Source organism: uncultured Kiloniella sp. (assembly GCF_937128705.1).
Classification (GTDB): Bacteria; Pseudomonadota; Alphaproteobacteria; order Kiloniellales; family Kiloniellaceae; genus Kiloniella.
Genome location: NZ_CAKZMP010000328.1, coordinates 1 through 24,046 on the forward strand (window position 1 = coordinate 1; position 24,046 = coordinate 24,046).

Consider the following 24,046-nt stretch of genomic DNA (forward strand, 5'->3'; position numbering starts at 1 on the left):
TGGTTCGCTTCAGGTAAGTCTGACCGGTCGAATAATCCGTCATAGGGACCACACCCAGGAATGAGTGGATTGTCTTAGCTTGCCGGCCAGTTTGCTCACCCAAAACTGCAGCAGCTTTGTTGGTAGTAGCTGTCAGCATCAATTCCATGGGTGTTCGCTGAAGCGACATGGATTGATTGTACGCATTGATTGTTGACGGCAGGAGGCTGACCAGTTCACGGGTCAGATAGGTTTTACCAACGCCAGGGGAACCAGTCAGGAAGAATTCCTTGTCTGGACCAATGATGTAAGTGGCAAGGGTATCTGCCGCTTTTTGTTGGTCAGCATTGAGTTGGGGAGTCGGTGTAGACATCAGTCTTCCTCGATATTGATGAGAGTGCCGTATGGCACTTCAGAATTTGGATTACCTGAGACCACCCAAATAAGAGGAGGACCTGGCGGTTCTTGTGGGATCCCCACATACAAGTCAGTGAAGACAACGATGGCATTGGGCATGTGCTCTTTAGCATGAGCCCAAACTTCATTCAGATTGGTTCCACCACGGCCGGTGACAACAATCTTCTCGAACTCATCGTCTTCTCCGAACTCGTAGAAATCCTGAAGCTTAGTATCAAAAGTGATTAGCACAAGCTTCTCCGGATTATAGGTATCTTTGATGTATTTCACTTCCGAGTTGAAGCGTTTGATTTCTGCATCTGAGATGGAACCAGAAACATCCAGGTAATAGTGGATCAGCTCCAAACCAGACCGCCCGACACGACCCGGTAGCATTGGATCGCTATATCGGCGGTTCGGTCGGCTATAAGAATATTCTACGGAGGAGAGGGCTTCAAAGAAATTGACTAGGATTTCTTGCCAAGGAAGCTTCGGCTTGAGGAAATCCTCAATCATCTGCTTCACTTCACCTGGCATATCACCGTGGTTTTTGGACATCTTAGAGGCGGTCGACGCATTGTGGACATTGCCAAATGCTTTTTTGGCGATCTGGTCAGGGGTCATATCTCCCTGCATCGATTCAGGACCATCTCCGGCCTCGAAGAAGTCACCATCCTGAGGATTGACGACCTCTACCTTGTTGTCCATCAGCCAGTCGTAGACTTGATCAGTGGTCCAGCCATCGAACTGGGAATCCATCAGATAAGGGAACCCATCCATATAATAGCCGCCAGACTTGAGCATATTGTTGATCACATAGTCTGCAGCGACATTCCAGATATAAGGATTTCGTTTTTCTCGACGTCCCATGTGCTGGAAAGCGATATGCCAAGCTTCGTGCGCAAGCACAGTGACTTTGCTGTCGCGATCCAGGGATTTAAAGAATTCGGGGTTCCAGACCATGAACACGCCATTTGTGGCGGCTGTTGGAATTGAACGATCCCATTTGAAAGAGATCGAGGCTACAAGAGGACCCAGGAAACCATTCCATTTCTTTTGGAAGAGCCGAACTTTTACAGCATCCAGCATACGATTGAGTTCAATCATATCATCTTCAGTTACTGGTTCGTCGGAGACATAGTCCTCAGGATTGAATGTAGGTTGGGTCATGAATCACCTATAAGCGGTTGGCTTTGGAGATGATCTTCATAGAGAATTTGCGGAATTCTTCGCTTTCGCGGTCCATATTAGGCAGACGTCGAAGAATGTGCCGGCAGAAGAGCATTTGGAATTCGCCGCCAAACTTTTGAATGTAAGGCAGCACGTTTTCAACGTCTTTCTTTTCGACTTCCGCACCGATCCAGGATATTACAGCGAACTTAGCTGTAGGCTCTGGAGGCGGAGTCAACGCTTCGTTGATTTTTGGATCAATAATGTGATCCCACTTGGGAAGATCATTATAGACCTCGCAGAATGAGATAAACTCCATTCCGGCGCCGGAACCAATGGTGCCGCAGATTCGCGGCTGGTGAGCCGAACGATCGACAGTGATATTATTCATGGTTCGATTGAGGAATTCCCAAGTCCGTGGACAAGCAAACGTATGGTCTTCGTGGTCGGGGTTGAAGTTCATCAGCATGTTATTGTCGAAATTAACAAAGGCGGAGATCCGATGATCGATATTGTGTTCAAGAGCCCACTCAGTCCACTCATCAACAGTGATCTGAAGCTGGTAATGAACAAGCCGCGACTGCAAAGCGGTCGACATCTTGTGGACCACCGCCTTATCCGTAATCAGGTTACCGCAAGCGATCATTCCGCAATTTGGATGCAGGTTGAATGAGCCAACCTGACGATCAAGAATGATTTTATACGCCGCGGCTTGAACGGCTTTATTGGCGGAGCTCAGCTCATCGAGGAGCAAAAGCCAGCCGTTCTTACCTTTCGGCAATGGCTCCCCTTCCAGAGGGAAGATGTTGAACGGCGTGAATACAGCCTTATCACCTTCCCGCATGGGATAGCCTTGCAAATCTTCTGGGGTACACTGGCTCAAACGAATATCGATCAGTTCGAGATTATGCTTTGCAGCAAATTTTTTCGCGGAATCAGACTTACCGATACCTGGCGACGAGCGGACATAGGGCACCAGTCCTTTGCTGATACAAACCTCATACTCCTCCTGGAGCTGAGTGTGTCCGATAAAGTTTTCCATTGCAGTCATTGGGAGATCTTTCTTGGTCCTTATCCGTAGACTTTTTCCTCAATTTGTTCATCGGAGAAACCAAGGTTTTTCCAATAAGCGATGCGGATATCATCTAAAGACATTTTCATGTGAGTGCCGAGTAATTGATTGGCAATTCGGCGAGTGCCTTGCAGAGCAGGCTGCGCTCCGTGACCGGTTGATGCGCCGGCACGGGTCAAGCTCCATCGCTCTTCTACAACAAGCAAGAACCAGTAATGATTGCGAGCGAGGCTGATACGATGGATCTTTGTTCGAGAAGACATCTCTTCAAAAGTCACATCGTATAGCTGCTCGATCGCATCAATGTGTTTCTGCTTACGTTGAGCGGGGTTTTTAGCGACGGTCTGGCCACAGCAAGGGCAAATATCTAAAGCTTTCGCTCTCATGGCCAGTACCCTTACTTCTTCGCTTTAGGACGTGTCATCTTGTGGATGAACTTGATGACCTGAGGCGCGTCACACGCGTCTTCTTTTTCGGTATCGAGTTCTCGAATCGACATCATTTGAGGGCCTTTGTTAGACACATAGGTCAGAAGAACATCGCCGACGAGATACTTACCCTTCTCGAGTTTGATGTGAGAAGAGGCGCCGCCAGTGAATTTCACACGAACAGTGTAGGGCATGACCTTCCGGACTTCCTTGAAGACTTTGAAGCCGTCATCAGTCTTGAGGACGACACCTTCTGCGTCTTCGCCGATCCAGGTGCCGATAGCGCCAGTTGCAACGTCTTTATAGAGTTGTGCCATTTTGGAATTTCCTTGTGTGAGTTTGAATTGTTTCTGGTAGGGAATGCGCAGATGCGCTCGATCTTTTGGCGGAACCATTCGATCATAGAGAAAACACCCGACCCCAGCATTGCGATATTTGGCGTTCGCTACCAGTCGAGCGTACACGCCGAACACTTTAGCGTACCAGGATTCTGGATCTTCTTCATAAAGACCGTCGTTCTGAACAATCATATAATCGCAGGTCATGAACGCAGAAATCCAGGCATTAGATTGGTATTGATGCCAGAGGATGTTTTGGATGTTTTTGAAGTAATAATTCGCAAAATTGCGACCTTCCATCCAAGCAGACTGAGCCCACCCATGGCCGTGATAGAATGGGTGATCACTGCGATTAGACAGATAACCTTCAACCCCACGCATGAAGAAATACTCATGGCAGTCTTCGCCGAGGGCTTGGTTGTATTCTATGATGTTTCGAATGTTTTTCGGCCATTCAGACGGGCTTAACATTTCGATCATGAGAAGTTCAGCAAAACGCTCGAGCTTAAGAAATTGGTGTGCCATTTGAGAGTTCCTTAATCTTTGTGAACGCCATCAATAAAGATAGCAAAGGGTCCGGTAATAATATGGACCGCAACGAAAGAGAGAGCGATTGCATACCGAGGATCTGAATCAGGATCTTCTTTACGAAACCTATCCATTATCTCTTCTAACGTATGTCGATTAGACAGCGCGTTAGGCCAACCTCGAGCCCAATCTACGACCATTATGAAGATGCCGAGAGAGGCCCAGAACTGGACTACTTCAAGAAGCCACATCACTTTTTGCGAGTGCGCTTTTTGGTGGTCACTTCTTCTGTTGGTTCTGGTAGAGCAGTGCTGATTTTCGTCGATGCGTCTTCTTCACCAGCATCTGGGTGGTCTTCAATGACCACGCGCCCTGTAGGGCTATAGACGAACGTCTCTTGCCCGCCGAGATCCCAGTCGACCACGTTTACGCCTGCCTTGGAGGTGCCGTGTCGACGGAGTCCGACAAAGCCGGACCCCATCTTCGCAAATACCTCACCTCGTCGCAGGTAAGCTTCATGTTGGGATTGAATGCCACCCTTATTCAGGATGACAACTGAATTCTCAATGTGCTGAAACGTCAGCTCCGCTGTCTTGGACATTGTCTTGGGTCTCTTCAGTTACGGCATCGCCGTCAATAAGACGGTAGCCTGGTTGGTTTTTTGCGTAGTATCCCGCGGCGCCTTTGATTGGCAGCTCACTCATACCCGCAAAAACAAAGCCCTCGAGTTCGCTATTCAGCTGTTCGCCGAAATGCTTAATCTCTTTGGCTTCTTCGTTGATGTAATAGAACCGTGGTTCGGACATTGGGAGATCTCCGTTTCTGAATGAGTGGAGATACTATCTTTGTCCTGGCCATTAGGCAAGGCTCCGGCTTCGCCGGGCCTTGCCTAAGGCCGTAAATTCTTGTGAATGAACATCATAAATCTGATGATCACCCCCACAAAACAGACGACAATCAGTACTGCTGCTATTTCATGTATCATTGAACTTTGATCCTCTTGGGATTGTGTTTTCGTTTTTGTTTGACGTTCCTGGCTTTCTTATTATTCGAGGTCAGATGCCAGTTACCGCAGATGTTACAGTTATAGGTACTCAACCCCGTTGCGTTATGGCGAATAGCCATCTCGGCAGTTTCCTCAGTAAGAAACGTACGTTTCCTTTTGCACTTACGTCGAACCATTGCGTCATGTGCTTTTAATCGTGACAACCCAGCGACCCTCCTCATTTTTATGGAGTCGACCTTCGGCGTGGGCCACTCCCCTCTCCATTGTCTTTTTCTGGCAATAGAAGTTAGGAGAATACCATATGGCAGGGCTGATGTTGATGTACTGCTCAAAAGAAAGTCCGTTGATGTGCGCCAGAGCACGCACTGCAGCTTCATTCAGAGGGTAATTAATAGCTGCAGCTGTATAACCGCAGTTCCGGAAATCTTCTTCAGTCGCCTGCGGACGAGTTTTCATTTTCAGACACACGTTCACGGTGAATTCCTTCCTCTCCGTAGATGCGAATGATATCTCCGTCAGATTTATTCTCACGGTGTTTGATCCATATGGCGCAGAGCGCACATAAAGAATGCCCCCTGTCCTGGTTCCACCATTGCTGGTATTTCTTTTCCATTGGCTCCCCGCAACAAGTGCACGTCATGAATGTCGGGTTTTTTGCCATCACTTTTCCCTTTCCAGAGTGAGTCGCATTTTGACGACTTTGTGTTTGTCCTGGAATGCCAGGTGATTAAAATCTCTGGCTTCCTGTCGGGTTTTGAATGAGCAAAGCTGTCCCATGAAGGATACGAAAACAGGGCCATCACGGCCCTGTCCCAGTAATCCCCACAAGAGAAAGCTTCTATTTGGTTGGGTTGGATCCAGCATTAGCAAGAAGCTCCGCATAAGTGTCGAGACAGCGACGTACCTGAGGTGCGTTTAGCTCAGAGCATTTCGCATGGCATATGAAAAAGTCTGCATCCTCAGTAGCAACACAGAGTTTCGCGGTAAGATCCGCGATTTTCATTTGATCCTTTTCAGATTGTTCACCGGCCCACCAGAAGAAGGCATATGCTAAAATCAGAAGGATCAACCATCCAATACCTTCACCCATCGGTTTGCCCCACACGTCTACCAGCAGCAAAAGCTGCTTCGAGCAGATCTACGCCTTCAGTAAACCGTTCAGCGTCTTTTCCGCATACCCGATAATAAAAATGGGTCAGAAGGGGCAGTTTGGTGTTTGGATCTTCAGCGGTATAGCACCACTTCTCGAATTCACTAAGTTTTTCATTCATGTTTAACTCCTAGCTATTTGTAGCGCCAACGACTGCCGCCAGCAGTGCGTCTCTTTTTAATAGCGCGTTGGATGTTGGAAGCACTGCAGGCAGTGCCACATACTTCTCGTGCAGCTGCACGGATTGAGTGGAATTCCTTGATGTCATTGCCATCAAGATCCATTTGAATAACCGGATGCATCGCTTGATTTTGGTTTGGCGCATTGCGCTTTACCTCTTCAACGTACTTTATCCGGTTATCCCGATAGGTCATGACCTGAATGTTTGAAAACGAATAGGTTTTGTTATTGTCAATTCTATCCACCCCCGGGATGTCATCCTTCAACCGTCCATTGTTTAGCCAATGGGTGTAAAGGCGCTGAAAAAGAGCGTCTTGGGTTATCCAGTCAACAAACTCATCTCGAGTGTATTGAGGTGGGCTTTGCCCTCTCTTCTTGGCATTTGATTTTTGATGACGATAAAGCGTTCTTGCGAAGCGCTCAGGGGTGGAATGGTGGTATTTGAAAATCCACTCTGCAGAATTCTTTTTCATACTAACTACATAGCTGACTTATTTTTTAAGTCTAGCCCATAATCAGGATAAAGCGTAATCCGCATTAAGGATTGAATCAGCGATATTGCCGATTTTCTTGAGTTCTTGGCGACGCCCAGTGATCTGAGTAGCAATGTCGCCAAGAATGTTTGATGCGCAGAGATCCCGCATAATGCGATTGTACTGCCGACGTAGATCGTTTCCGTAATTCGGATGAACCCGGAAGCAATCATGGATCGCCAAAACAGGGAAAGGATCCACTGGAAGTGTCTGGATCATATCCATCACAGCGTGAGCTGAGACGATGTTGACGTTTTTCTCGTCAATCAGGTCGAGGACCCGAGCAGAGAGAAAGCCAGAAGTCAGATACCGTTCCCAAAGAGCTCTCAATTCTTTGTCTTTCTTCCGACCATGGCCTGAAGCAGACTTACGACGCTCACGTCGTTTGATCGCAATGTTGCAAGCGTTTTCGACTTCACGAATGCGCTTAGGATTGTGATAGCACCGACGCACCATCTCTCTGACGATCATCCCATCGATCGAGTGAACGATATTCGGAGAGAGTGACAGGCCCTTAGGTGTGCCTTTGGCTTGCTTTGTGAACACTTCCACTGGTTCCCCAAAGAGTTGGATTTCGTTGATCATGTTTTCTTCGACAGCCATTGAGACTTCAAAGCCATCCGGAACCACCCACTCATGTTCGGTAGCCCAAGATTGCCACAGACCCTTGAGTGCAAGGTTCAATGACCATGCACCCGGGATCTCAGTCTCCATGATATAGTAGAAGAGCTTCAAAGCATCTGATCCTTCACCGAACAGCTGCCGCGGCATAGCCACAGAACCGTATAATGAAGTCATAATGGCTTGTTTGAGATCTGGCCGGCCGGCAGAGAGATTGAAGTCTGCCTGGTTTTGCATATCCCCAAAGAGGGACGTATAAGCGTCTTCACGCTTACCTGTGTTGATCATTCCACAACGGCGGGCAGATTTTTCACAGTTTGCAAGTATTGCCAGTATCTGTAGGCCCGATGAGCAGGCGTCCAGTGCAATCGCATAACCCGTAGGGTTCCCATCAAGAGTATCTCGGTATGCCTGAAGTCCCCCAAAATAAAGGGCTGGTTCATCTGCTGAATTAATGAGTTCAACAAGTCTGCCTTCAGATTCTCGGGCATTAAACCACGCAATGCGGTCATCGAAGTTGAGTTTTTCAAGATCCTGACCATTATGGTCTCCATAGTTAGAAGCGATATCGATTTTGAGATAATCAAGAGCGGAGTATTCTGTGAATGTGAATGTCATGTACGGCGTGCCTTTCCGTTGAACTGCTCTTTCGGCAGATAATAAGTGTGAAGAGTTTGAATCCAGAGATCAAAATACCGGATAAGCATGTCAGCCCGAGCATGGGTGAATGCATGATATTTCATGAAATCTGATCGATTTTGGACTTTGTCTGCAAGCAGCAACCAAGCGCAAGCTTCAGACATTGGTCCAAGATGTTTAAAGAGATATGTCCTGGATCCCCGATAGGTAATATCATCGGTTTCAGGACGGCATAGGTATGCCGTAGCAAATTTCATCATCTCAGCTGCCAAGATATACGAATGCTTTCTTTCATAGGTGAACCCTTTGGTCTCTACTAAAGGATGAAGGCAGAAAGCTTGATGCTCTATGTCAGGACGTTGCCATCCGACAAGAAGACGACAGCCTTCCCTAATATGCTCCATTTTGTGTCGGCCGGAGCGGTCAGCATACTCACCACGATAATGATCAGTGATGAGTTTATACTCAGCCGTTTTGTGCCATAATGTCATATGTGTACCTTAAAACGTTGGATGTTTGACTTGAGAAGAAGAGGAATACGCTCAATAGCGTTTTCCAAGTTTACCCGTTCACAGGGTATGAAGTCACGATACATCAGATCTCTATAGTAGAGGGCGAACTGGGCTTCTTCGAAGATTTCTTCGAGTTTATCTCGTTTGAGAATTGGGTATTTACGTCTGTTATGCGGTCGAATAGTGAAAGCTTCGACAGCAAAATACAGGCCATCTTTGGCCGGTTTCCCACATACAGACACTTGCCAGACATTGGAGTGCTTATCCTTGTCTTGCAGGAAGCTGAACATATTGGGCATGGATCCATGGTAGATCTTCATGTCTTATAGCTGGCGATCTCATAGAGCTGCTGCGCCAGGCGCTCAGTCTCTGCAGTCACGTAATCCCAGTCTCGATAGACGTAACCATGGACAGCGAATTGAAGACTAACCGGTGAAAGATCCCCGGAGTGTCCGCAGTCAAATCCATAGACATGTTGTCCTTTGACCTCTTGGCTAAAGGTTATGCCGCCATGGGCATTCAACAGTCTTTCCGGCGATACCGTCACCAATGGTGTAGGCGTTTTGTGCCAGATGAATTTAGGTTTTGTGGGTGGCCAATCATCTTCGAGAGCAATTTCTTTATAAATTGCCTCTGGGATTATAATGTCATCACTATAATCGATACCGTGAAACGGGTGATCTTCGGGCAGAGTGACATAGCCGCAAAGATACTTTTGGGTTGGGTGTCGAAGGATCTGACACGCATACCCGGAAGCGTCATGAAGCCAGATTACGTCATCTGGTTCATTCTCCCATGGCTTTGAAATCATTGAATTTCTCCTAATTTTCCAAATTCAGTTAATAGATCGAGCTCAATCTCGAGCTGTTTGCCGAGAGCTTCCTGAGTTACATCCACAGATGTCCGTTGACGAGCAGTCAGAGTATGGCCGATCTGCGTCATAAGGGCATAGTAGATGACTTTGATTTCTTCAGGGGAGAGCTGGATCCGCGAATAGGCTTTACCTTTCTGAATAGTTCTCATCACTCACCTCGCTGTTTTGGCGGATAGGGCGGTGAGTATCTCATCCGCCATAAACTCCGCCTTCGACATGGTGTCAGGCGGATAGGACAGGATTGCAGAAACGATCTTGTTCTTCAGTTCCACACGTTCCCGCACGTCCCCACCCACTGGCGCAGGCTCTAGGGCGGCGAGGATAGCGTCTGCGGCGTCCATGTAGTGATCCTGAAAAGGGCCGTTCACATCCCGATGTTCACCATCGAACATCCCGCGCTCTTTAAGCCAATGTTGCTTATCCCGGTGCACTTTGTCGAAAGGTGGACCAATACTTTCCGCTATTACCCGCGCAATGGTTTCTCTGGTGTTATTGGCCATTAGTGTTTTCCTTCATTTGTTCGGCCATACCAAGAATAGCATTACCAACTTTGGTCGCTTCATCTTTGGTTAGGTAGATAATTTGATTACCAGACTGTTGATTTTCAGCTCCAGGGCGAAGGTCTCGAACCTTGACTAGGAGCTCCGGAAAAGCTTTTTCTGCTGATACGCAGATTCGGCTTTTATTATTCTCATAGACGTATCTCATGAGTTAATTGTCCCTTTGTGAGTGAACCGGATACAGAAGCGTAGAGCCTCAGCCATGGAGGTGTTCATCTCCAAGGCTAAGTCATGAAGCTTACGTCTGTCTTCTGCTTCGAACATCGCCCCGAACGGGCGATATCCTTTGTAATCGAATCCTTCCTTGGCTCGAATGACCTTACGGCCATCACTCGCCACGGGCTTGCTTCCTACGGAGTGCCTTGATGTGGGATGAATCCTGATCAGTGATCATCAGGTTATATATATCCATCTGGTGAGAGTCGCTTAGATCGAATTTCCATCCAAGGCGGCCGCCTCCCCAGTATAGACAAGCTTCCTGGTTCTTATGGCAGCGGACTGCAACGGTGTATGCCGGCGTCATTGCGGCGCCGCCCATTCCACCATATCCGAGAGCTGTGCTACTCCAGAGTTCTGGGAACATACGAACTTCAATATCATCGTATCGAGGTCGACGCTCTGCCATTTCAACGGCTTCTGGATCATCAAGAGGAATGCCTGCTTTCTTCATGTCGGGCGTCCAGCGTTGATAGCGGATCGGTGAAAGATCCTGGTACAGAGCTGCACCGAGAGCTTCGGTGAGAGTTTTCGATGGATGTTCAATTTGCATGATTAGTCCTCCATTGGGTCAAGGTATTCAAGGATTTGATTACGGAGCTCTTCCGAGGTTCCATAATCCCTTTCGACCAATTGCTTGGCGAATGCTTTAATGAAATCTCGAGCACCATAAGGGTGCTCCTCTGTCCATTCTATAAAACGATTAACTACGCTTTCAGGGTTCGTTCTATTCATGGATTAACTCCTTATTAGCGAATTACCGGTGTGGTAATTTATGTTGTTTGATGTAAGCAGCACGAGCATCTCGAGCCTCCTCAGGTGTGTCGAAGACCCCTAAGTGTGTTCTGACGCCTTTGACGCAGATGTTCGCTTGCCATTTTTTATTTGCTCGACTGACTCCAATATATTTATTGGCGCCAGTCCGACGTTTGCGGCGATTAGCTGCTTGATGGCATCGATCAACCCAAATGCAATTTTTGGGTTCATAATTACTATCTGTGCCCTTCCGCTCTAAAGTGAGCTGGTCAGAATATCCGTTGGCATCAGCCCATGTTTTGAATTTGAGTGGATCTTTCCAATCCTCGCAGACTTTAATGCCACGGCCCCCGTAATAGGAATAATCTGGTCTATTGGACCGATAACAGCGACCCATCATATTCTGCCAGACATTGAATATGTGTGTTCTGGACAAGCCGTGGGTCACATCTTTTGATTTGTTGTAGCACCCGCAAGACGTGGTCTTATTGTGCTTCAGCGCGTTGTATTGGATGTCTTTGATAGTTCCACAATCACACCGACATCTAAACGTGCGTTTAGAGCCGATGCGATCTGTTTCCGCAATTACGGTGAGCATATTGAACTTGGTCCCAACAGGCACATTATCGGGTTTTGGCATCGTAGCCTCCTTGATTTAAGTGCCCCTTATATGCTCTTTTTGGTAAAACTCAATACACGCCTTGTTCCAAGACGTGCCTTGATAATTGACGTGGTATCCTTGGCAGTAGGTTCTGCCGCGGCGATCATATTTGTGGGTAAGCCAGAATCTGTCCCGGATCCCCATTAGAGCGTGCATGACATCCTTGGAGGACTGATCATACTTTTCAAAGGCTTTCCGGCGCAGCTCAAATTGGGCTGGTGTTTCACCTGGCTTGCGTCGATCGATATGCTTCCACTCGTTGTCGATGAGCTCTGCCGTCTGCGTGTTGAGTGTCAGAGGGATGGAGTTCATACGGTTCAAGTGGTCAAGACAGACGTCAGCCTGCTCGTAGAGCGGAGCCTGCCGGCCAGCTTTCAAGACAACGAGACCTCGGCCTGTTTCACGTGAAACATATCCATTTTGAGTGTTGGATCTCAGCACTTTGGGCTGAACCACCATTGGTAGAGGATATTGATATCGATCGAGCTCCTGGCGAGTGATGTGATCAATGTCCAATCTGATAATGAACATCTGCTGGTTCATGGAATAATCGACCAGATCAGCATCGACACACTCTTCCAGAGCGTGGGCACATTCTTGCATGGCAACGTGCTTGCCAGCGTCAGTGAGGAACTCTTTATAGAGGATCCCAATGAGCGCATCTGGTGTAGCACGTTTCATCATAGCCATGGTGGCACAAAGCTCGATGCAGAACTTGGGGGTGACAGATTCTGACATCCCTTTGCTCTTTACGAAGTCGATGAATTCGGGAGATCCGAACCAATCTCTGAGCCGTGGCTTGAGTTGATTTTTGTCGAAGAGTTTCTCGAGTTCTGTCTCTGCTTCATGGAATGGAGCGTCGTCGAGACGAGACTGATCGAGGGCTTGGTAAGCTACATTTTGTCTGGTCACGAACTCAGGTTTTGTACCCTGGGTAGGTGAAGAGAATAGTCCTTGCGACATGGTATTATCCTCTTACTGGATCTTTATAGGATAAAGACCAGCATTTTTAGGTTTTAGGGGTGATTTGCGAAAAAGGGCTCTTTTGGCCCTTTTTAGGTTTTAGATGAGTTAAATCTAAGTCAAATCGGAAAGACGTCCGACTATAATCTTAGCGAGAGCTAACAAATTATCTTCGTTTCCCTCGTTGAATGTCTCATCCATGAGTTCGGTTGCGAGGTTTTCAATATGATCCTCAGTCCAAAGTTTGTCTGCAATGATGCAGGCAACTTCATTATCGCTAAAAGCAGTGACTGGTACACTGATTGTTACTTCTGACATGGTTCATTCCTTAAACTATCTTCAGTCGGCAATCCGCCGCCCCACCCAAAGGGTGGGAGCGGCGGTTGCCTCGGGGCTTAGAGTTCAGCTTAGTTGCCGAACAGTTTCCGCAAGCGATCGCTCTCGGACGCGACAATGTCCTGGGCTTCCGCAGCTGCGGCGGCGTGATCGGTTTCCTCACGGTGGAGTTGAAGGTAAATGCCCTTCTTGAGCTTGAGCTCGCCCGACTCTTTGTCGACAGGAGTTCCCTGCGGTGAGTAGAACTTGCTTTCGCCAAGCTCGAGGGTATTGGCATCAGCATTCAACATTTCAACGAACGCATTGTTGATTGCGTTGACGCGGTTGAAATCCTCATTGGAGGTTGTCACATCGCGATTAGCGTTGAATGCTTTCAGCGGCCGTCCGGTCAGGATCCGGATTGGCTCAGCACCGTCGGAGTCGACGAGCATGGTGTTTACCCAAAAGTCGATTGGCTCTTTGGGCTTCTTGTCATTCCCTGAACTTGCGGCCTGAGCTCGCGTTGTTGGTTCAGAGAAGCGTGTTGTTTCAGTACGTGCCATTGTCTCAATTTCCTTATTCTGAGATTTAGTGGTGGATTTAACGATTTTACGGAGTTTGCCATCACGGACTTTGTTCTTGGCTGTAGTCTCGACATTTCGAGCAGCAATTCGAACGGCTTCCGAAAGAACTCGCTGTGCAGCGAATTTCATCATCTGCGTTTTAAAGTCTGCCATGAGCTACTCCGTGCTATCAGCAAGCCGGCAGTGCCGGCTCACCAAAAAACTCAAATGACATCAGGGAGCTTCTGCTCCCATGCATTCAAGGTGGCTTGGGTATCATTGTCGAAATCGTTGAACTTGGAGTTCAACTCAATCGAGTTGTTACCAAAGTCGATCAGCGCTTGGCGCTGCTCTGTCTGGAGGTTCATTCGACGGACTACGTCTTTGGTTTCAGAGACCAGCTCTTGGGTCTCGGCGCTGCGAACAATCGACTTGTTGGCATTGGTGATCATGGTTCCAGCTGTCTTCACAGTGGTTGTGACAGGACGGAAGACCCGACCGATAGCTGAACCGACGACAAAGCCCACACCTGAACGGATAGCGACATTTGCAAGGGTCATATTCAATCTCCTGGATTGTTGGTTAAGACGCTTCCACTATGGAAACGCCGGGAAGCGGGCTTTGCCCGCGAGTGTATCCCTAAAAAGAAACCCCCGAGCACAGGGCTCGAGGGTCAAGGTAAGGGAGGATGCCCAGTCAAAGGGGATGACTGGACTAATGCCGAGTTGAGGGATTCGCCTCGGCTTTCCATCCTTGAGGCGCAGTGCGTATGCGGTCAAGGTTGGAACGGAGTTGAGCAGCTCTCTCTTGAGGAGTGAGCGGCTTGGATTCGGGATTAACGACTTTGCCGATGATCGACGTAGCCACTGAGGCGATGAAGCCTGACATGACGGCAACGAAGATCCCCAGAGTAGAGGTACCTGCGAATAGGAAGAACGCTGCGAATGAGCAGCCAATGTCGACTTTGGCTTTGTGCTTAGCAACACCTTTCCAGCCGATGAGCTTGGTAAGCAGGAACATGAAGCCTGCTACGGTGAATGCTGCCAGACCAGCAGCTGTGATGATGGTATCCATAATAATGGTCCTTTAATTGAGATTAGTTGATAATGGGCATAAAGAGGCCAGAGCCTTAATGATGGGTAACCACTCCCATCAGCTCTGACCTCCCCCATGATGCGCTACTCGAGTGAGCGCGCAGTTGACTTATTAGGTAGTTTATTCTCATACCTAGGAGTGCTGAATCCCTGTGCGGCGCATGGCTTAAAGCTGACTTACCGAGGGACTTGTATTTAGATCATCACTTTACACTCAAAGGCATAACCTTTGTTGGTTCCGATAAAGCGATTGTTGAACTCAATGACTTGAGCTCGAACGAGATGATCGAGTAAGCCTTCGTTCTTACCTTCATTGTCGATCCAGACGCATCCATCACTTGGAGGGAAGTCTATGAAGTTGGCAGTAGCGATCCAGAGTTGGATGTCTTTAGCCAGGTCCATGCCGACAAGAGCATCAGCACCATTACAGGAGTAAGTGGTTTTGATGAGCCTTGCAGGGCGTGCATGGAATTGAGTTGGAGGAATAATGATCGGGTTACACAGATCATAGTCGCGACGAGAATGTTGAGACATGGGTTTAAACTTTCATAACTGAGGTTTGAGGAATCAGATCATAAGTGAGACAGATACGGTCGAAGCGGGCTTCTTCCATGTCTGCTCCGCGAATGACTTGGCGACCCGTATCTGGGTCAATGTAGTAGGTTAGAGTTGGATAAGGGATGAACTCACAATCGTGGCCATCAGTAACGTAGTAGCCTTCAAGGCCAGTGTTTGGGTCAATCATGGGATTGGTCTTTCGTGGTTGAATAGAGCACAAGCGCTCAACAAGGCCGCTTTGCGGCCGCATAGTGTACATCTGTAGGAATTTACTCGGAATAAGTTCAAAGCCTCTCAGAGGGCTTTAAAATCAATCCTAAGGGTATATGCACAAATGTATGAGATGAATGGGTGGAATGATAAGAACTATACGTTTTAGGTATATGTTCGATTATCGTATGGATAGTGGTTAGGGTATGGTTGATGGATGTATGGGAGGAGAGTGTAGAGGTAGGTAGTACCCCTTAACCAGACCATCTCCGTGTACGCATGAACCCAACCATACTATCTTGGTTTCCCATAAAGATAAGCAAACAATCTTCGAGAGTGGGAATCCCTCTCCCCGAAGGGAGAGGGTCCACGAGCGGCCTAGCTTGACGCTTGGCGAGGGAGCGTTGTCACGGTCTCAGTTTCGACGAGAGAAGCCTCGGTCTGGGTGAAGCGCTGCTTGCCTGCCTTGACTGCATCGGATGTTACTCCGGCTGCTTTCTTGACTGACTTGCGAACGTCCTCACGCATTCCAAGTGCGATTCCGCCTGCGGTGAGACCGGCTGCGATGATGATGTTGCTCATGGTATTAGGGTCCTTGGCCCTGCGGGCGCCGATGGTTGGTTGGGTAGTGGTCGGCACCTCATCAAGGGGGCTTTGCCCCCTAAGTGTATATACGTGTACCGGGGGGGTGCTTCGAAGAAGTACCTCCTCGATGTGTAAGGTACTGCCACGGCACTTCACTATGCCTATTTGCTTTTGAAAAAATATCGTGATTATCGCCCTAATGGGTCGTAATAATCATTTATGAAGGGTCAAACTCATGGACCTGTCCACATCGCTTACAGTCGACTTTATGGCAGCCCATACGCAGGACAGAGTGGATGCCTGTATAGTGTGGCTGGTTCCGGACGTTGCAGCCTTTCAGGCGGCATTCCCAGTTATCGCCGAAGTGCTTGATTAAGAGCTTATCAATCGCTTTCCGGAAGGACATGATCTTTCTCCATATATGCTACATGCGCGCGGGCGAGGTCGATGACACACCGTAGGCACTCGCATTTGTCTGGATGGACATCTGCAGTGCGTACTGGATTCTGTTTCTCGTAATCGTCGAAAATACGCTCTGGTGCGCCACCATTTCTGAAATAGTCAGCTAATGACCCACTATTAACGGAAATCATTTCGCCGCGGGCGTACGGGTTTCTCATCAGATAAACCCTTTCTCTAAGGCGAGCCACTCGGGCATAGAGAGCTCGATCTTCGATCCGCTTTTGTATTCGTAGCCTTCCAGCTGGGACGTAGGTACCCATACTGCTTGTTGGCGCTCTCCAGTGTCCGAGACATAGAAAGCCTTGTCGGTTTCGCCGTGTAGAAAACATAGTACCTCAACGATATCGGGTCCCATTGGATTATCCTTTCAAGAGTGAGTTGGTAGCCAGGTGTGGGCTTGCTGAAGTTCGGAAATCAGCCAGGTTGAGCTTCATCACATATGTGAAAGGCTCTTTTGGCTGAATGTCCCGGAGAATTCGCTGAGCAACCGCCTCTTCTTTGGTGTTGTAGAAGCGCATGATCCAAGTGGTGGGTTTTAGCTTATCGGCTACTACAGTTATGATGCCATAAAACTTTACATCCATAGACCGGGTGATTCGGCAATTGATTTTGATGAGATCGCCCTCTTCAAGCATCCATCTGGATTTGTGGCCTTTGATTCGGCCGCGAGCATATTTGAGGATCCAGTCTTCGTTGAATCCTGGTTCCGCCAGAAAACGGGTGAAACCGTTCTTTGGGACGTGAGATCTGAAATTGGTGTTGGCGGTATATCTTGGGGTCATCGCCTTACTCCTCTCTTAGAGTGCTTTGTGTTTTAAATGTCCCAGGTCTTTGGGTTCATGTTGGGGAAGATCCCTCATGGCTCGTGCATGAAGGGCTTCATCGAGATTATCGAAAAATCTGAATTGTCGATGCTTCGCGTCTCGAGAGATCTCTATAAATGCTGGCATCTTGTTATCGTCGTATGGAAGAACCAGACAAAAGATTCGGTATCGCCGAGCCTTCACTGTAAACTGGTGAATGTCCCCGGGGCGATATGCGAGGTTCTGGTCGAATCTCTTATTGAGCCTTTTGCGGAGAAACTTCTCTATTCGACCGGGCCGGCTGTATTGGAATTTAAGAGTTGAGTATCCTCGTTCCGCGGCGTCCGATGCTTTAACAGCCTCGTCATAGGTAAATGTACTTACTTGGGTCATCATACTTGAAATCCTCCGAACCCTCTGGCCAATTGTGAGTCTTGGCTCCTGGGCTTTTTCTTTGGTGGTTCTTCCAGCCCGCGCAAAACTCGTTGAGCTATGAGAGGTCCCGGATAGAGACACATACGATATCGATCAGCCACCTCACCTCCCTCGCATAGCTTGAGAGCGAAGAATTGATGAGGCGACTCCTCGACGTTTGGTGAATTGATGAAAACCGAGAAGATGGTGCCGGCAAGAAACTTCCACGAGTTGTCTACGCGCTGAACAGCGCGCATACACTCATCGTAGTCATACCATGGCTGCTCGTGCAGGTTTTCTACTTTATGCTGCTTGCTCGACATGATTACGGATTTCCCATTCTTTCATCACCCGACGGGCCTCAGCCTCGTTCTTGGGTGGCGATGTGAACAGCGCCCGTGAACCATCTTCAAAAGTCAGCCGTATCCAGCCTCGATCGCCTTTGCGATAAAGCAACACCTCGTAAGATGTTGGGTGAGCTGAATACTCATGAACCGTACGAACTCTAAATTCGCAGGCGATTTCTGGTTTAGTATGCATAGCCGCCTCCTTTGGTTACTAGAGACTATGAAGCGATAGGACGCCTTTAGCTGAATCTTCCGAATCTGTAAAACGATAGTTATCTTCTGGATTAGCGGAATTAACCCGGACCCGAACAGCCCAGATAGGATCCACTTGAATAAATCGATCGATTCGGCGGATGCTCCCCGTCCTCATTTGCTTGCAGTGATCGAGAAGTCTCTCGCTCGTTCTGCGGCCTTGATATGAGAAAAATACTTTTGGCTCTTCACGCTCAACAGCTTCTTTCGAAGCTTCGGCTTTGATCTCTTCGAGATGTGTTCTTTTCTGAATCAGGGATTGAATCAACAGATCGAGATGATCGATCGCGACCTGAGCCTCTGACGCAGTAAGGGCGTGAATATGTTGTGCCATGGTGGGAGATCCATGTAGTTTTGGGTTGTGGCAGCAGATCCCCGGGAGTCCCGGTTTTGTGAGGGCCGATCCCCCGGTTCACTGCTTGAAGCCACAGATTGTGACACGTTCCGGTATTAGAACGCTCGGAGTTTGTATCCGAGAACTGTCGCGTCGTCAAAGAAATCATGTTCGGTATGTTTGACGAAGACGCTCGCATTTGGGTTGAGCTTGTAGTTCACTTGGAGATCTAACTGAGGCTCCCAATTGTCTTTTTTCGCCTGGTAGCGATATTTGACATGCGAACTCACAGAAACCCGCGGCGTAAATTGGTAATCATTTTTGAGCCCGAACCGGACGCGCTTGCCGGCGCCGAAGGCGTCAGGCGACGCGTCAGCGGTGAGGGTTACAACTTTCATATCGAGCTCAACGCCTGCTTGGAAAGTAATCGACTCGTCATAAGATGGTTGTTCGCCTGGGCTGTCTTGGACATTCACAAAGAACCGAACTTGTTCGTGCCACTGGTAGCCGCCTTCAACAAAGAGAGAGTTCTCTCCATCTTCGCGGGCAACAGCCTGGACAAAGATATCTGTCTTTTGGGGCGCCCATTCGTGAGCCATTTCAATGATCGCAGCTGGTTCAGCCAGGACACCATCGCCAAACCCATCTTGCAGGGTAATGAAAAATTCCATCGTTCTCTCCTTAGAAACGCGGGCTATATAACATGGAGCCGGCAAGAAAGGAAATTACACCAGCTAACCAAATAGAGCCTGCAATGATTGTTCCTTTTGGGAACAAATTTTGTCTTTTTCCGACAGGCAAATCGTTTTCAATAGATCCCTCTACTTCTGGATCCGCGTGCAAGGCGTAGACCACTATACACATTAAGATAGACACGATTACGGAATTAGCAGCGCCGGAGTATTCGCTATAATTATAAGCTTGAGATGTGAACATGTGCTTTGTCCACCAGAAAAAACGATTCACACATACCATACCTACTAGGCCAGAGATGCCCATTGAAAGAATAGCAGTTCTGGTTCGTAATAGTTTAGCTGCAGACGATAAACTGTGAGTAACCTCTACGGCCCAAATTACCCGCCAAAGCACCATTATAAATGTGATGAATGAAACGAGCACTTCCATGCTGTATCCGCCGGCAGTTGCCCTGTTCCCTGAAATGTTAAAAGCAGGGGCGATGTTATCAAACAAGGCATGAATACTCCCGCCGGTAATAACTAAAACAGTCACTACGAAGAGGAACCAAACTCCAAAATTTAGGTACTTCATAATTAGGTATCTCCAAGAAGATCAGAAGCCCCTTTCAAAGGGCCAAATTTTTCCAGTGCTCGTTTCAGACGATCGGCTGCTTCTTGATTATCCTCAAGCGCCTTGTCTTTACGATCCTGCTCTTCTTGGGGCAACAGGGTTTTTTTGGTTCGTTTTTGTGCGAGCTTTTTCCAGAACATTAGGGCCCCCCATTAGTGAGGGCACCCGTAAGGTCATTTAGTGCAGATGTATTGTCGTTTAAAGCAGTTACGACTTTCTCAGTATCACCACGAGCTTCTTCGACACGTGTGTTCTGAACCTTAAAGAATTCTCTGGCCATAACACCAATGGTTCCTCCAAGGGTGGCGATAACGCCCAAAAACCAACTCAGTGGAATTGCTACATCACCGTCGCCCATGGTCGAACCTCTTAGCATCTGCCCGTGGCATTGTCACTTACATCAATTATGTAATACAAGATAGAGTAGTGTTACAAAAAAGGACCAAGACAAACGCCCTGGTCCTCTGATATGTTGAAGTCAAAGGGGATCCAGTATGAGAACTAAATCCGACACTCCGAGTCCAGATTCACTTCGCCTTCGCCGTCTTCCGCTTGCTAGCCGTGGCACGACGCGTAGTGCGGTTGCCCCCAGCTTCGCTAGTTTTCACCCGGGGCGTTGGGATCGGCTTAACCGACTTGATCGCAAGCTTTAGTTTGGCGCTTAATGTTTCTTGGGCGGCCTGAGCCAAACCAAGAGCAACCTGAGCTTCGTTCTGCTTCTGCGCGTTTGCCTGCATAAGGCCGAGAATGCCTTTCGCTTCATCAGGAAGCGATTCGATGGCATAGTCCTTGTCATCAATATTAATAGTCGACATTGGGAGTTCCTTCTTAGGTTAAAAGTATTATCGCAGCACCGGTAGCGCCAAATGTCAAACCTGCCAAGAGCTCAGCCACTGTAATGTGTCTGTATTGAGGTTTCCAGGGAAGAGCCCACATCGCGATTGTATAGCAGATCGGCATGGTCAGCATTAGAGACGCCGCCAACCAGGACTGGGTTGCAAGACCAATAATAATTGCCGGTACAGCTGAGATCATACCCATTACGACAAAGTCCCTTATGAACGAGTTTTCGTTCCGACCCATGTCGAGTGATTTTTGCCAACCGACGAGACGCCAGCCAAGCATTGCAACACCAAGCGATATTCCGGGGAGACCAAGGAAACACCAACTGAAAAATCCAATGAGAAAAGAGCCGCTATACCGATCGCCATCCTCCCAACCACTCCATTTGTTTCCGAGTGCGGTTATGACCGCTACGACAAGGATTGCCCACACGGGGTCCAGTTCAATGGGGATATTCATAATAATTCCTTTCTAAAGGCCGCCGCTCGAGCCGGTCACGTTGAATGAATCAATAAAGATACCATTGGAAAACACAGATACATCAGCATTGTAAGATCCGGCGAACCCATTTCCGCTAAACCTAATTACATCTCCAGCGGATACTGCAGTGCCTGAAGAAATATTGCTTCCGTTGCGGCTTGGGAAAACAACTGGCGACCCAGAATTTGTAAACACCGTCCAGCTAAGTGTACAGGATCCAATGATGGTCTCTTCGTCAAAATCACCATTATAAGTTAGATCTGCCCAGTTAAGGAGTAAATTTGGATCTTGATCTTGGGTATTAGGAAATTGGCTGAGATATGTCGTAGCGGGCGTTGTACCGACTGCAGCATTTGCAGTAATATCCGGCACATAAGGTCCACCACGGTACAGCTGGAAAAACGAATTACCAGCTGACATTCCAAATTCAGTCTGGATCTCTGATAAATAAGGTAATGCACCGACAGCCATTATGCAGCTTCCAGTTCACGAACACGAGCTTCTAGTTCTTGGATAGCCTTGGTCATAACAGCAACCATTTTGGCATATTTTAAGGACTTCATCCCTTTTGATGATTTGCTGCCTTTTCCATCATCTACAAATTCGGGCATGATTTCCTCAACCTCTTGGGCGATGAAACCAATCTCAATCGTGCCGTTAGCCTTCACAATATATTTCCGAGGACGAAGCTGAAGAAGCTCTTTTAAACCGTACGGGCTATCTTTGATTTTCTTCTTCGCCCTTCGGTCAGACATTTGACGAAGATCATTTACATACAAGGATGTACTATTCCAGTAACCACGTTGGGTACCACCCGTTGCAAAGTTCAGGTGGTCAGCTCCGTTTTGGTAAACGCCTGTATTAGTGTCATCTAAGAATGAGAACGCAGGAGCTGTCGCGGTGCCAGTACCCCCGTAATACTGACCAACAGTATAAATATTCCCAGCAAAAGATGCATATGGGTTTGTGGCACTAAGCCCAAGTTGCATAGGCCAACGACCATTTGAGTGAGATGTCCAGCCAGTTGTGCTTCCAGTTCCCCGTAAAACATAGAAAACACTGGAGTTGACGTGGATCATCGCACTGTCATGATCAATGTCTTGGAAGAACAGTGTTGGTGATGTGTTCTTTATGACCTGATTGCCCGTAAAGGTATTGTCACCAGCCAAACCAGGTACTGCTAAAGAAGACCGCATACCCGCTGCATCGTTCTTACGAACGAAATTATCATACGACGAGTAAAAGACTGTGTCACTGTACCGGCCGGCCTCGGAGTGGGTCATGTTGAAATACGTTGCAAAACCATACCGAGCAGTTGTGTCTCCGTTGCCATCTCGAAGCATAACTGTATTAGCCGTGGCAGCAGTATCTGTCGGAAGATTACCCTCGTGCCAAATACGATACCTATTAGCACCCATAGACCACCCTCCGACAGCAAAGTCGTTGATGTCTCCACATAATCCAAATTGAGCAGCATAATCTCCAGATACATGGAACGTTATTGCTGCGTCTGTACCAGCAGTATTCTGCATAACTTGCAAAGAACTGATAGCGGAGCCACCACCAATGATTGTTTCCCCATCAGTGGTATGGAATGTTTTTACGCCACCGCCGGCGGGGCCAAAAGTTTGTGTCCCATTTTGCAGAAGAGCATATGTTCCATTTACTGAAAGATTTGCGCCATTCAGCATATAATCAGTTCCGCTGTAATAAAGGTACTTACTTGCATCAGATCCAAAATATATAACACCGGTATTGTCGCCTCGATCTGCATAGACATCTTGAGCTACGATGGTACCATTTGTATCCATTCGACCAACACCAGTTCCCCAAAAAATCTGACCGACGCTGTTAATTGTCATAGCGGTCGAGAAGTTATTGGTCCCTGAAGCCTGTGGTAGGCCGATATTCAAAACAGTGCCTGACGCACTCATCCAAGTCATCCAAGACCCAGCACCATCGACCATTCGAATGCCGCCACCCCAGGAGCCAGATGTTTCAATTGCAGCAATACCGGCCCCTGGGTTATAACCAGAGGGAGTAAGTTTGATACGCTCAATATCTGTAGATTTATCAAACAAGCGAGCAACACCAAGGCCGTCGATATTGAACACTCTTGAGTATTGAGCAGCCCCGCCTGTCCATCCGGAAGCAGCCTCAAAAATGATGCTGTCTGAGCCACCCCATCGAGTCATGACAGACAGGCCGTGATTTCCTGCACTGTCTTGTTGTTGGCTGATAATTTGTTTCCAAGTACCCGAAGGATAATAAGCTGCGTTAGAATCAGCTACTTTTAGCGATGAGCTAAATACCCAATCACCTGTGATCGTCTCATCATCCGCAAGGACAGCATCGCCGGTTCCGCCACCAGTAGGTTTGTTAATCAGATTATTATAATCCAGGTAGTAGGATCCTTCATAGCCATCCAAAAGATCTGCATGAAGGCCCGTACCGGCGCCGTCGACGGTGAGCAGTTTAGTCAGAACGTCCGCGGCCGTATAAGACGATGCAGCCAGGTATCCACCTGAAGCATGGTCGCCCCATCCAAAGGCAGTGTCCCAGTTCGCTTTGTTGGCTAGCTCAGTATCAATGTTTTGGACGGTAGTAGGTATACTAGTAAGATCGCCCCAGGCGATTCCTGAAACCCGAGCCCACCCAGAACCGTTAGAGCGGATGTAACCACCAGCAGCACCAAAGCCCAAAACATCAGAAAGAGTATGGTTATGGCTAGCAGCAGCAAAATCCCCGGGATCGGACTGGGCAGCTGTTCCAAGATTGAGAGCGGATATGGCAGAGTTGATTTGGGTGTTTGTCTCTGTTTGGGTGTACGCATTGGTAATTCCATATCCGGCCAGGGTTGAGGCGATATCTGCTTTGCCGGCCAAAGCGTTCGTCA

44 protein-coding genes are annotated in these 24,046 nt (G+C 48.1%); 2 read left to right on the forward strand and 42 right to left on the reverse strand.

Annotation, left to right across the window (positions count from 1 at the left end; genetic code table 11):
• The 30 genes from Q0241_RS16450 to Q0241_RS16595 form a co-directional block, all read right to left on the reverse strand.
• A partial coding sequence (locus Q0241_RS16450; protein WP_299379488.1) for an AAA family ATPase occupies nt 1-352 on the reverse strand: 352 nt, incomplete at its 3' end.
• On the reverse strand, nt 352-1,545 hold the full coding sequence (locus Q0241_RS16455; RefSeq protein WP_299198254.1) for a VWA-like domain-containing protein: 1,194 nt from the start codon (nt 1,543-1,545) through the stop codon (nt 352-354). The genes Q0241_RS16450 and Q0241_RS16455, both read right to left, overlap by 1 nt.
• A gap of 7 nt (nt 1,546-1,552) precedes the next feature.
• Nucleotides 1,553-2,596: a hypothetical protein gene (locus Q0241_RS16460; RefSeq protein WP_299198256.1), complete on the reverse strand. Its 1,044-nt coding sequence runs from the start codon at nt 2,594-2,596 to the stop codon at nt 1,553-1,555.
• A gap of 20 nt (nt 2,597-2,616) precedes the next feature.
• Nucleotides 2,617-3,003: a hypothetical protein gene (locus tag Q0241_RS16465; RefSeq protein WP_299198258.1), complete on the reverse strand. Its 387-nt coding sequence runs from the start codon at nt 3,001-3,003 to the stop codon at nt 2,617-2,619.
• Nucleotides 3,004-3,014: 11 nt separating this feature from the next.
• The gene (locus tag Q0241_RS16470; RefSeq protein ID WP_299198260.1) at nt 3,015-3,908 is read right to left on the reverse strand and encodes a hypothetical protein; all 894 of its coding nucleotides are present in this window, start codon (nt 3,906-3,908) and stop codon (nt 3,015-3,017) included.
• Nucleotides 3,909-3,919: 11 nt separating this feature from the next.
• Nucleotides 3,920-4,045, reverse strand: a complete 126-nt coding sequence (locus tag Q0241_RS16475) for a hypothetical protein (RefSeq protein WP_299379492.1) — start codon at nt 4,043-4,045, stop codon at nt 3,920-3,922.
• Between the two features lie 116 nt (nt 4,046-4,161).
• A complete protein-coding gene (locus Q0241_RS16480; RefSeq protein ID WP_299198262.1) occupies nt 4,162-4,512 on the reverse strand; it encodes a hypothetical protein in 351 nt (116 codons plus the stop codon).
• Nucleotides 4,475-4,717: a hypothetical protein gene (locus Q0241_RS16485; RefSeq protein ID WP_299379495.1), complete on the reverse strand. Its 243-nt coding sequence runs from the start codon at nt 4,715-4,717 to the stop codon at nt 4,475-4,477. The genes Q0241_RS16480 and Q0241_RS16485 overlap by 38 nt, the downstream gene beginning before the upstream one ends.
• A 380-nt stretch (nt 4,718-5,097) precedes the next feature.
• Nucleotides 5,098-5,391, reverse strand: a complete 294-nt coding sequence (locus tag Q0241_RS16490; RefSeq protein WP_299198266.1) for a hypothetical protein — start codon at nt 5,389-5,391, stop codon at nt 5,098-5,100.
• 364 nt (nt 5,392-5,755) lie between these two features.
• Nucleotides 5,756-6,007: a hypothetical protein gene (locus Q0241_RS16495; protein ID WP_299198269.1), complete on the reverse strand. Its 252-nt coding sequence runs from the start codon at nt 6,005-6,007 to the stop codon at nt 5,756-5,758.
• Nucleotides 6,000-6,188 carry a hypothetical protein gene (locus Q0241_RS16500; RefSeq protein WP_299198271.1) on the reverse strand — a complete coding sequence of 63 codons (189 nt, stop codon included), beginning with the start codon at nt 6,186-6,188 and terminating at the stop codon, nt 6,000-6,002. The genes Q0241_RS16495 and Q0241_RS16500 overlap by 8 nt, the downstream gene beginning before the upstream one ends.
• Nucleotides 6,189-6,201: 13 nt before the next feature.
• Nucleotides 6,202-6,720: an NUMOD1 domain-containing DNA-binding protein gene (locus Q0241_RS16505; protein WP_299198273.1), complete on the reverse strand. Its 519-nt coding sequence runs from the start codon at nt 6,718-6,720 to the stop codon at nt 6,202-6,204.
• A 42-nt stretch (nt 6,721-6,762) separates the two neighbouring features.
• Nucleotides 6,763-8,019 (reverse strand): DNA-directed RNA polymerase, encoded by a 1,257-nt coding sequence (locus tag Q0241_RS16510; protein WP_299379499.1) that lies wholly within the window; start codon nt 8,017-8,019, stop codon nt 6,763-6,765.
• On the reverse strand, nt 8,016-8,531 hold the full coding sequence (locus Q0241_RS16515) for a hypothetical protein (RefSeq protein ID WP_299198277.1): 516 nt from the start codon (nt 8,529-8,531) through the stop codon (nt 8,016-8,018). The genes Q0241_RS16510 and Q0241_RS16515 overlap by 4 nt, the downstream gene beginning before the upstream one ends.
• Nucleotides 8,528-8,872: a hypothetical protein gene (locus tag Q0241_RS16520; protein ID WP_299198279.1), complete on the reverse strand. Its 345-nt coding sequence runs from the start codon at nt 8,870-8,872 to the stop codon at nt 8,528-8,530. The genes Q0241_RS16515 and Q0241_RS16520 overlap by 4 nt, the downstream gene beginning before the upstream one ends.
• Nucleotides 8,869-9,363: a hypothetical protein gene (locus Q0241_RS16525; RefSeq protein ID WP_299198282.1), complete on the reverse strand. Its 495-nt coding sequence runs from the start codon at nt 9,361-9,363 to the stop codon at nt 8,869-8,871. Before Q0241_RS16525 ends, Q0241_RS16520 begins: the two co-directional genes overlap by 4 nt.
• On the reverse strand, nt 9,360-9,575 hold the full coding sequence (locus tag Q0241_RS16530) for a hypothetical protein (RefSeq protein WP_299198284.1): 216 nt from the start codon (nt 9,573-9,575) through the stop codon (nt 9,360-9,362). The genes Q0241_RS16525 and Q0241_RS16530 overlap by 4 nt, the downstream gene beginning before the upstream one ends.
• 3 nt (nt 9,576-9,578) lie before the next feature.
• Complete coding sequence (locus tag Q0241_RS16535) at nt 9,579-9,926, reverse strand: hypothetical protein (protein ID WP_299198286.1); 348 nt, start codon at nt 9,924-9,926, stop codon at nt 9,579-9,581.
• Nucleotides 9,916-10,134, reverse strand: a complete 219-nt coding sequence (locus Q0241_RS16540) for a hypothetical protein (protein ID WP_299198288.1) — start codon at nt 10,132-10,134, stop codon at nt 9,916-9,918. The genes Q0241_RS16535 and Q0241_RS16540 overlap by 11 nt, the downstream gene beginning before the upstream one ends.
• A gap of 180 nt (nt 10,135-10,314) precedes the next feature.
• Entirely contained in the window at nt 10,315-10,755 is a 441-nt protein-coding gene (locus Q0241_RS16545; RefSeq protein ID WP_299198290.1) for a hypothetical protein, read from the reverse strand.
• 2 nt (nt 10,756-10,757) lie between these two features.
• Nucleotides 10,758-10,937: a hypothetical protein gene (locus Q0241_RS16550; protein WP_299198291.1), complete on the reverse strand. Its 180-nt coding sequence runs from the start codon at nt 10,935-10,937 to the stop codon at nt 10,758-10,760.
• Nucleotides 10,938-10,959: 22 nt separating this feature from the next.
• A complete protein-coding gene (locus Q0241_RS16555) occupies nt 10,960-11,598 on the reverse strand; it encodes a hypothetical protein (protein ID WP_299198293.1) in 639 nt (212 codons plus the stop codon).
• Nucleotides 11,599-11,613: 15 nt separating this feature from the next.
• Nucleotides 11,614-12,582 carry a hypothetical protein gene (locus tag Q0241_RS16560; RefSeq protein WP_299379507.1) on the reverse strand — a complete coding sequence of 323 codons (969 nt, stop codon included), beginning with the start codon at nt 12,580-12,582 and terminating at the stop codon, nt 11,614-11,616.
• Nucleotides 12,583-12,696: 114 nt separating this feature from the next.
• Nucleotides 12,697-12,900: a hypothetical protein gene (locus Q0241_RS16565; RefSeq protein WP_299198298.1), complete on the reverse strand. Its 204-nt coding sequence runs from the start codon at nt 12,898-12,900 to the stop codon at nt 12,697-12,699.
• An 89-nt stretch (nt 12,901-12,989) separates the two neighbouring features.
• Nucleotides 12,990-13,634, reverse strand: coding sequence for a hypothetical protein (locus Q0241_RS16570; RefSeq protein ID WP_299198300.1), 645 nt, complete (start codon nt 13,632-13,634; stop codon nt 12,990-12,992).
• A gap of 50 nt (nt 13,635-13,684) precedes the next feature.
• On the reverse strand, nt 13,685-14,020 hold the full coding sequence (locus Q0241_RS16575; protein ID WP_299379511.1) for a hypothetical protein: 336 nt from the start codon (nt 14,018-14,020) through the stop codon (nt 13,685-13,687).
• Nucleotides 14,021-14,174: 154 nt separating this feature from the next.
• Complete coding sequence (locus Q0241_RS16580) at nt 14,175-14,534, reverse strand: hypothetical protein (protein WP_299198304.1); 360 nt, start codon at nt 14,532-14,534, stop codon at nt 14,175-14,177.
• A 215-nt stretch (nt 14,535-14,749) separates the two neighbouring features.
• Entirely contained in the window at nt 14,750-15,088 is a 339-nt protein-coding gene (locus Q0241_RS16585) for a hypothetical protein (protein ID WP_299198306.1), read from the reverse strand.
• Between the two features lie 4 nt (nt 15,089-15,092).
• Nucleotides 15,093-15,362 carry a hypothetical protein gene (locus Q0241_RS16590; RefSeq protein WP_299379515.1) on the reverse strand — a complete coding sequence of 90 codons (270 nt, stop codon included), beginning with the start codon at nt 15,360-15,362 and terminating at the stop codon, nt 15,093-15,095.
• Nucleotides 15,363-15,700: 338 nt separating this feature from the next.
• Complete coding sequence (locus Q0241_RS16595; protein WP_299198311.1) at nt 15,701-15,904, reverse strand: hypothetical protein; 204 nt, start codon at nt 15,902-15,904, stop codon at nt 15,701-15,703.
• 238 nt (nt 15,905-16,142) lie between these two features.
• Between Q0241_RS16595 and Q0241_RS16600 the strand changes: the two genes are divergently transcribed.
• Nucleotides 16,143-16,283: a hypothetical protein gene (locus Q0241_RS16600; protein ID WP_299198313.1), complete on the forward strand. Its 141-nt coding sequence runs from the start codon at nt 16,143-16,145 to the stop codon at nt 16,281-16,283.
• 7 nt (nt 16,284-16,290) lie between these two features.
• Here Q0241_RS16600 and Q0241_RS16605 read toward each other — a convergent pair whose 3' ends face one another.
• Both Q0241_RS16605 and Q0241_RS16610 read right to left on the reverse strand, forming a co-directional pair.
• Nucleotides 16,291-16,527, reverse strand: coding sequence for a hypothetical protein (locus tag Q0241_RS16605; RefSeq protein ID WP_299379518.1), 237 nt, complete (start codon nt 16,525-16,527; stop codon nt 16,291-16,293).
• A 201-nt stretch (nt 16,528-16,728) separates the two neighbouring features.
• Complete coding sequence (locus Q0241_RS16610; protein ID WP_299198315.1) at nt 16,729-17,151, reverse strand: hypothetical protein; 423 nt, start codon at nt 17,149-17,151, stop codon at nt 16,729-16,731.
• An 87-nt stretch (nt 17,152-17,238) separates the two neighbouring features.
• On the opposite strand from Q0241_RS16610, the gene Q0241_RS16615 reads away from it, so the two are divergent.
• Nucleotides 17,239-17,496 carry a hypothetical protein gene (locus Q0241_RS16615; protein ID WP_299379521.1) on the forward strand — a complete coding sequence of 86 codons (258 nt, stop codon included), beginning with the start codon at nt 17,239-17,241 and terminating at the stop codon, nt 17,494-17,496.
• A gap of 393 nt (nt 17,497-17,889) precedes the next feature.
• Here Q0241_RS16615 and Q0241_RS16620 read toward each other — a convergent pair whose 3' ends face one another.
• From Q0241_RS16620 to Q0241_RS16665, 10 genes are all read right to left on the reverse strand, one after another.
• On the reverse strand, nt 17,890-18,126 hold the full coding sequence (locus Q0241_RS16620; RefSeq protein WP_299198317.1) for a hypothetical protein: 237 nt from the start codon (nt 18,124-18,126) through the stop codon (nt 17,890-17,892).
• A gap of 18 nt (nt 18,127-18,144) precedes the next feature.
• Nucleotides 18,145-18,519 (reverse strand): hypothetical protein, encoded by a 375-nt coding sequence (locus tag Q0241_RS16625; protein WP_299198318.1) that lies wholly within the window; start codon nt 18,517-18,519, stop codon nt 18,145-18,147.
• Nucleotides 18,520-18,635: 116 nt separating this feature from the next.
• Nucleotides 18,636-19,190, reverse strand: coding sequence for a hypothetical protein (locus Q0241_RS16630; RefSeq protein ID WP_299198319.1), 555 nt, complete (start codon nt 19,188-19,190; stop codon nt 18,636-18,638).
• A 10-nt stretch (nt 19,191-19,200) separates the two neighbouring features.
• Nucleotides 19,201-19,788 carry a hypothetical protein gene (locus Q0241_RS16635; protein ID WP_299198321.1) on the reverse strand — a complete coding sequence of 196 codons (588 nt, stop codon included), beginning with the start codon at nt 19,786-19,788 and terminating at the stop codon, nt 19,201-19,203.
• Between the two features lie 2 nt (nt 19,789-19,790).
• Nucleotides 19,791-19,967 carry a hypothetical protein gene (locus Q0241_RS16640; RefSeq protein WP_299198323.1) on the reverse strand — a complete coding sequence of 59 codons (177 nt, stop codon included), beginning with the start codon at nt 19,965-19,967 and terminating at the stop codon, nt 19,791-19,793.
• A complete protein-coding gene (locus Q0241_RS16645; protein ID WP_299198326.1) occupies nt 19,967-20,185 on the reverse strand; it encodes a hypothetical protein in 219 nt (72 codons plus the stop codon). The genes Q0241_RS16640 and Q0241_RS16645 overlap by 1 nt, the downstream gene beginning before the upstream one ends.
• 169 nt (nt 20,186-20,354) lie before the next feature.
• Entirely contained in the window at nt 20,355-20,642 is a 288-nt protein-coding gene (locus Q0241_RS16650; protein ID WP_299198328.1) for a DUF6447 family protein, read from the reverse strand.
• A 13-nt stretch (nt 20,643-20,655) separates the two neighbouring features.
• Nucleotides 20,656-21,129, reverse strand: a complete 474-nt coding sequence (locus tag Q0241_RS16655; RefSeq protein WP_299198330.1) for a hypothetical protein — start codon at nt 21,127-21,129, stop codon at nt 20,656-20,658.
• A 12-nt stretch (nt 21,130-21,141) separates the two neighbouring features.
• On the reverse strand, nt 21,142-21,621 hold the full coding sequence (locus Q0241_RS16660) for a hypothetical protein (protein ID WP_299198332.1): 480 nt from the start codon (nt 21,619-21,621) through the stop codon (nt 21,142-21,144).
• The coding region (locus Q0241_RS16665; RefSeq protein ID WP_299379528.1) for a tail fiber domain-containing protein at nt 21,621-24,046 on the reverse strand (2,426 nt) is incomplete at its 5' end. The genes Q0241_RS16665 and Q0241_RS16660, both read right to left, overlap by 1 nt.

What these genes read in the sequence shown, in the direction of transcription:
- Q0241_RS16455 (WP_299198254.1), bottom strand. Translation starts at nt 1,545, where the DNA reads ATGACCCAACCTACATTCAATCCTGAGGACTATGTCTCCGACGAACCA.
- Q0241_RS16460 (WP_299198256.1), bottom strand. Translation starts at nt 2,596, where the DNA reads ATGACTGCAATGGAAAACTTTATCGGACACACTCAGCTCCAGGAGGAG.
- Q0241_RS16465 (WP_299198258.1), bottom strand. Translation starts at nt 3,003, where the DNA reads ATGAGAGCGAAAGCTTTAGATATTTGCCCTTGCTGTGGCCAGACCGTC.
- Q0241_RS16470 (WP_299198260.1), bottom strand. Translation starts at nt 3,908, where the DNA reads ATGGCACACCAATTTCTTAAGCTCGAGCGTTTTGCTGAACTTCTCATG.
- Q0241_RS16475 (WP_299379492.1), bottom strand. Translation starts at nt 4,045, where the DNA reads ATGGATAGGTTTCGTAAAGAAGATCCTGATTCAGATCCTCGGTATGCA.
- Q0241_RS16480 (WP_299198262.1), bottom strand. Translation starts at nt 4,512, where the DNA reads ATGTCCAAGACAGCGGAGCTGACGTTTCAGCACATTGAGAATTCAGTT.
- Q0241_RS16485 (WP_299379495.1), bottom strand. Translation starts at nt 4,717, where the DNA reads ATGTCCGAACCACGGTTCTATTACATCAACGAAGAAGCCAAAGAGATT.
- Q0241_RS16495 (WP_299198269.1), bottom strand. Translation starts at nt 6,007, where the DNA reads ATGGGTGAAGGTATTGGATGGTTGATCCTTCTGATTTTAGCATATGCC.
- Q0241_RS16500 (WP_299198271.1), bottom strand. Translation starts at nt 6,188, where the DNA reads ATGAATGAAAAACTTAGTGAATTCGAGAAGTGGTGCTATACCGCTGAA.
- Q0241_RS16505 (WP_299198273.1), bottom strand. Translation starts at nt 6,720, where the DNA reads ATGAAAAAGAATTCTGCAGAGTGGATTTTCAAATACCACCATTCCACC.
- Q0241_RS16510 (WP_299379499.1), bottom strand. Translation starts at nt 8,019, where the DNA reads ATGACATTCACATTCACAGAATACTCCGCTCTTGATTATCTCAAAATC.
- Q0241_RS16515 (WP_299198277.1), bottom strand. Translation starts at nt 8,531, where the DNA reads ATGACATTATGGCACAAAACGGCTGAGTATAAACTCATCACTGATCAT.
- Q0241_RS16520 (WP_299198279.1), bottom strand. Translation starts at nt 8,872, where the DNA reads ATGAAGATCTACCATGGATCCATGCCCAATATGTTCAGCTTCCTGCAA.
- Q0241_RS16525 (WP_299198282.1), bottom strand. Translation starts at nt 9,363, where the DNA reads ATGATTTCAAAGCCATGGGAGAATGAACCAGATGACGTAATCTGGCTT.
- Q0241_RS16530 (WP_299198284.1), bottom strand. Translation starts at nt 9,575, where the DNA reads ATGAGAACTATTCAGAAAGGTAAAGCCTATTCGCGGATCCAGCTCTCC.
- Q0241_RS16535 (WP_299198286.1), bottom strand. Translation starts at nt 9,926, where the DNA reads ATGGCCAATAACACCAGAGAAACCATTGCGCGGGTAATAGCGGAAAGT.
- Q0241_RS16540 (WP_299198288.1), bottom strand. Translation starts at nt 10,134, where the DNA reads ATGAGATACGTCTATGAGAATAATAAAAGCCGAATCTGCGTATCAGCA.
- Q0241_RS16545 (WP_299198290.1), bottom strand. Translation starts at nt 10,755, where the DNA reads ATGCAAATTGAACATCCATCGAAAACTCTCACCGAAGCTCTCGGTGCA.
- Q0241_RS16550 (WP_299198291.1), bottom strand. Translation starts at nt 10,937, where the DNA reads ATGAATAGAACGAACCCTGAAAGCGTAGTTAATCGTTTTATAGAATGG.
- Q0241_RS16555 (WP_299198293.1), bottom strand. Translation starts at nt 11,598, where the DNA reads ATGCCAAAACCCGATAATGTGCCTGTTGGGACCAAGTTCAATATGCTC.
- Q0241_RS16560 (WP_299379507.1), bottom strand. Translation starts at nt 12,582, where the DNA reads ATGTCGCAAGGACTATTCTCTTCACCTACCCAGGGTACAAAACCTGAG.
- Q0241_RS16565 (WP_299198298.1), bottom strand. Translation starts at nt 12,900, where the DNA reads ATGTCAGAAGTAACAATCAGTGTACCAGTCACTGCTTTTAGCGATAAT.
- Q0241_RS16570 (WP_299198300.1), bottom strand. Translation starts at nt 13,634, where the DNA reads ATGGCAGACTTTAAAACGCAGATGATGAAATTCGCTGCACAGCGAGTT.
- Q0241_RS16575 (WP_299379511.1), bottom strand. Translation starts at nt 14,020, where the DNA reads ATGACCCTTGCAAATGTCGCTATCCGTTCAGGTGTGGGCTTTGTCGTC.
- Q0241_RS16580 (WP_299198304.1), bottom strand. Translation starts at nt 14,534, where the DNA reads ATGGATACCATCATCACAGCTGCTGGTCTGGCAGCATTCACCGTAGCA.
- Q0241_RS16585 (WP_299198306.1), bottom strand. Translation starts at nt 15,088, where the DNA reads ATGTCTCAACATTCTCGTCGCGACTATGATCTGTGTAACCCGATCATT.
- Q0241_RS16590 (WP_299379515.1), bottom strand. Translation starts at nt 15,362, where the DNA reads ATGCGGCCGCAAAGCGGCCTTGTTGAGCGCTTGTGCTCTATTCAACCA.
- Q0241_RS16595 (WP_299198311.1), bottom strand. Translation starts at nt 15,904, where the DNA reads ATGAGCAACATCATCATCGCAGCCGGTCTCACCGCAGGCGGAATCGCA.
- Q0241_RS16600 (WP_299198313.1), top strand. Translation starts at nt 16,143, where the DNA reads ATGGACCTGTCCACATCGCTTACAGTCGACTTTATGGCAGCCCATACG.
- Q0241_RS16605 (WP_299379518.1), bottom strand. Translation starts at nt 16,527, where the DNA reads ATGAGAAACCCGTACGCCCGCGGCGAAATGATTTCCGTTAATAGTGGG.
- Q0241_RS16610 (WP_299198315.1), bottom strand. Translation starts at nt 17,151, where the DNA reads ATGACCCCAAGATATACCGCCAACACCAATTTCAGATCTCACGTCCCA.
- Q0241_RS16615 (WP_299379521.1), top strand. Translation starts at nt 17,239, where the DNA reads ATGAAGGGCTTCATCGAGATTATCGAAAAATCTGAATTGTCGATGCTT.
- Q0241_RS16620 (WP_299198317.1), bottom strand. Translation starts at nt 18,126, where the DNA reads ATGCATACTAAACCAGAAATCGCCTGCGAATTTAGAGTTCGTACGGTT.
- Q0241_RS16625 (WP_299198318.1), bottom strand. Translation starts at nt 18,519, where the DNA reads ATGGCACAACATATTCACGCCCTTACTGCGTCAGAGGCTCAGGTCGCG.
- Q0241_RS16630 (WP_299198319.1), bottom strand. Translation starts at nt 19,190, where the DNA reads ATGGAATTTTTCATTACCCTGCAAGATGGGTTTGGCGATGGTGTCCTG.
- Q0241_RS16635 (WP_299198321.1), bottom strand. Translation starts at nt 19,788, where the DNA reads ATGAAGTACCTAAATTTTGGAGTTTGGTTCCTCTTCGTAGTGACTGTT.
- Q0241_RS16640 (WP_299198323.1), bottom strand. Translation starts at nt 19,967, where the DNA reads ATGTTCTGGAAAAAGCTCGCACAAAAACGAACCAAAAAAACCCTGTTG.
- Q0241_RS16645 (WP_299198326.1), bottom strand. Translation starts at nt 20,185, where the DNA reads ATGGGCGACGGTGATGTAGCAATTCCACTGAGTTGGTTTTTGGGCGTT.
- Q0241_RS16650 (WP_299198328.1), bottom strand. Translation starts at nt 20,642, where the DNA reads ATGTCGACTATTAATATTGATGACAAGGACTATGCCATCGAATCGCTT.
- Q0241_RS16655 (WP_299198330.1), bottom strand. Translation starts at nt 21,129, where the DNA reads ATGAATATCCCCATTGAACTGGACCCCGTGTGGGCAATCCTTGTCGTA.
- Q0241_RS16660 (WP_299198332.1), bottom strand. Translation starts at nt 21,621, where the DNA reads ATGGCTGTCGGTGCATTACCTTATTTATCAGAGATCCAGACTGAATTT.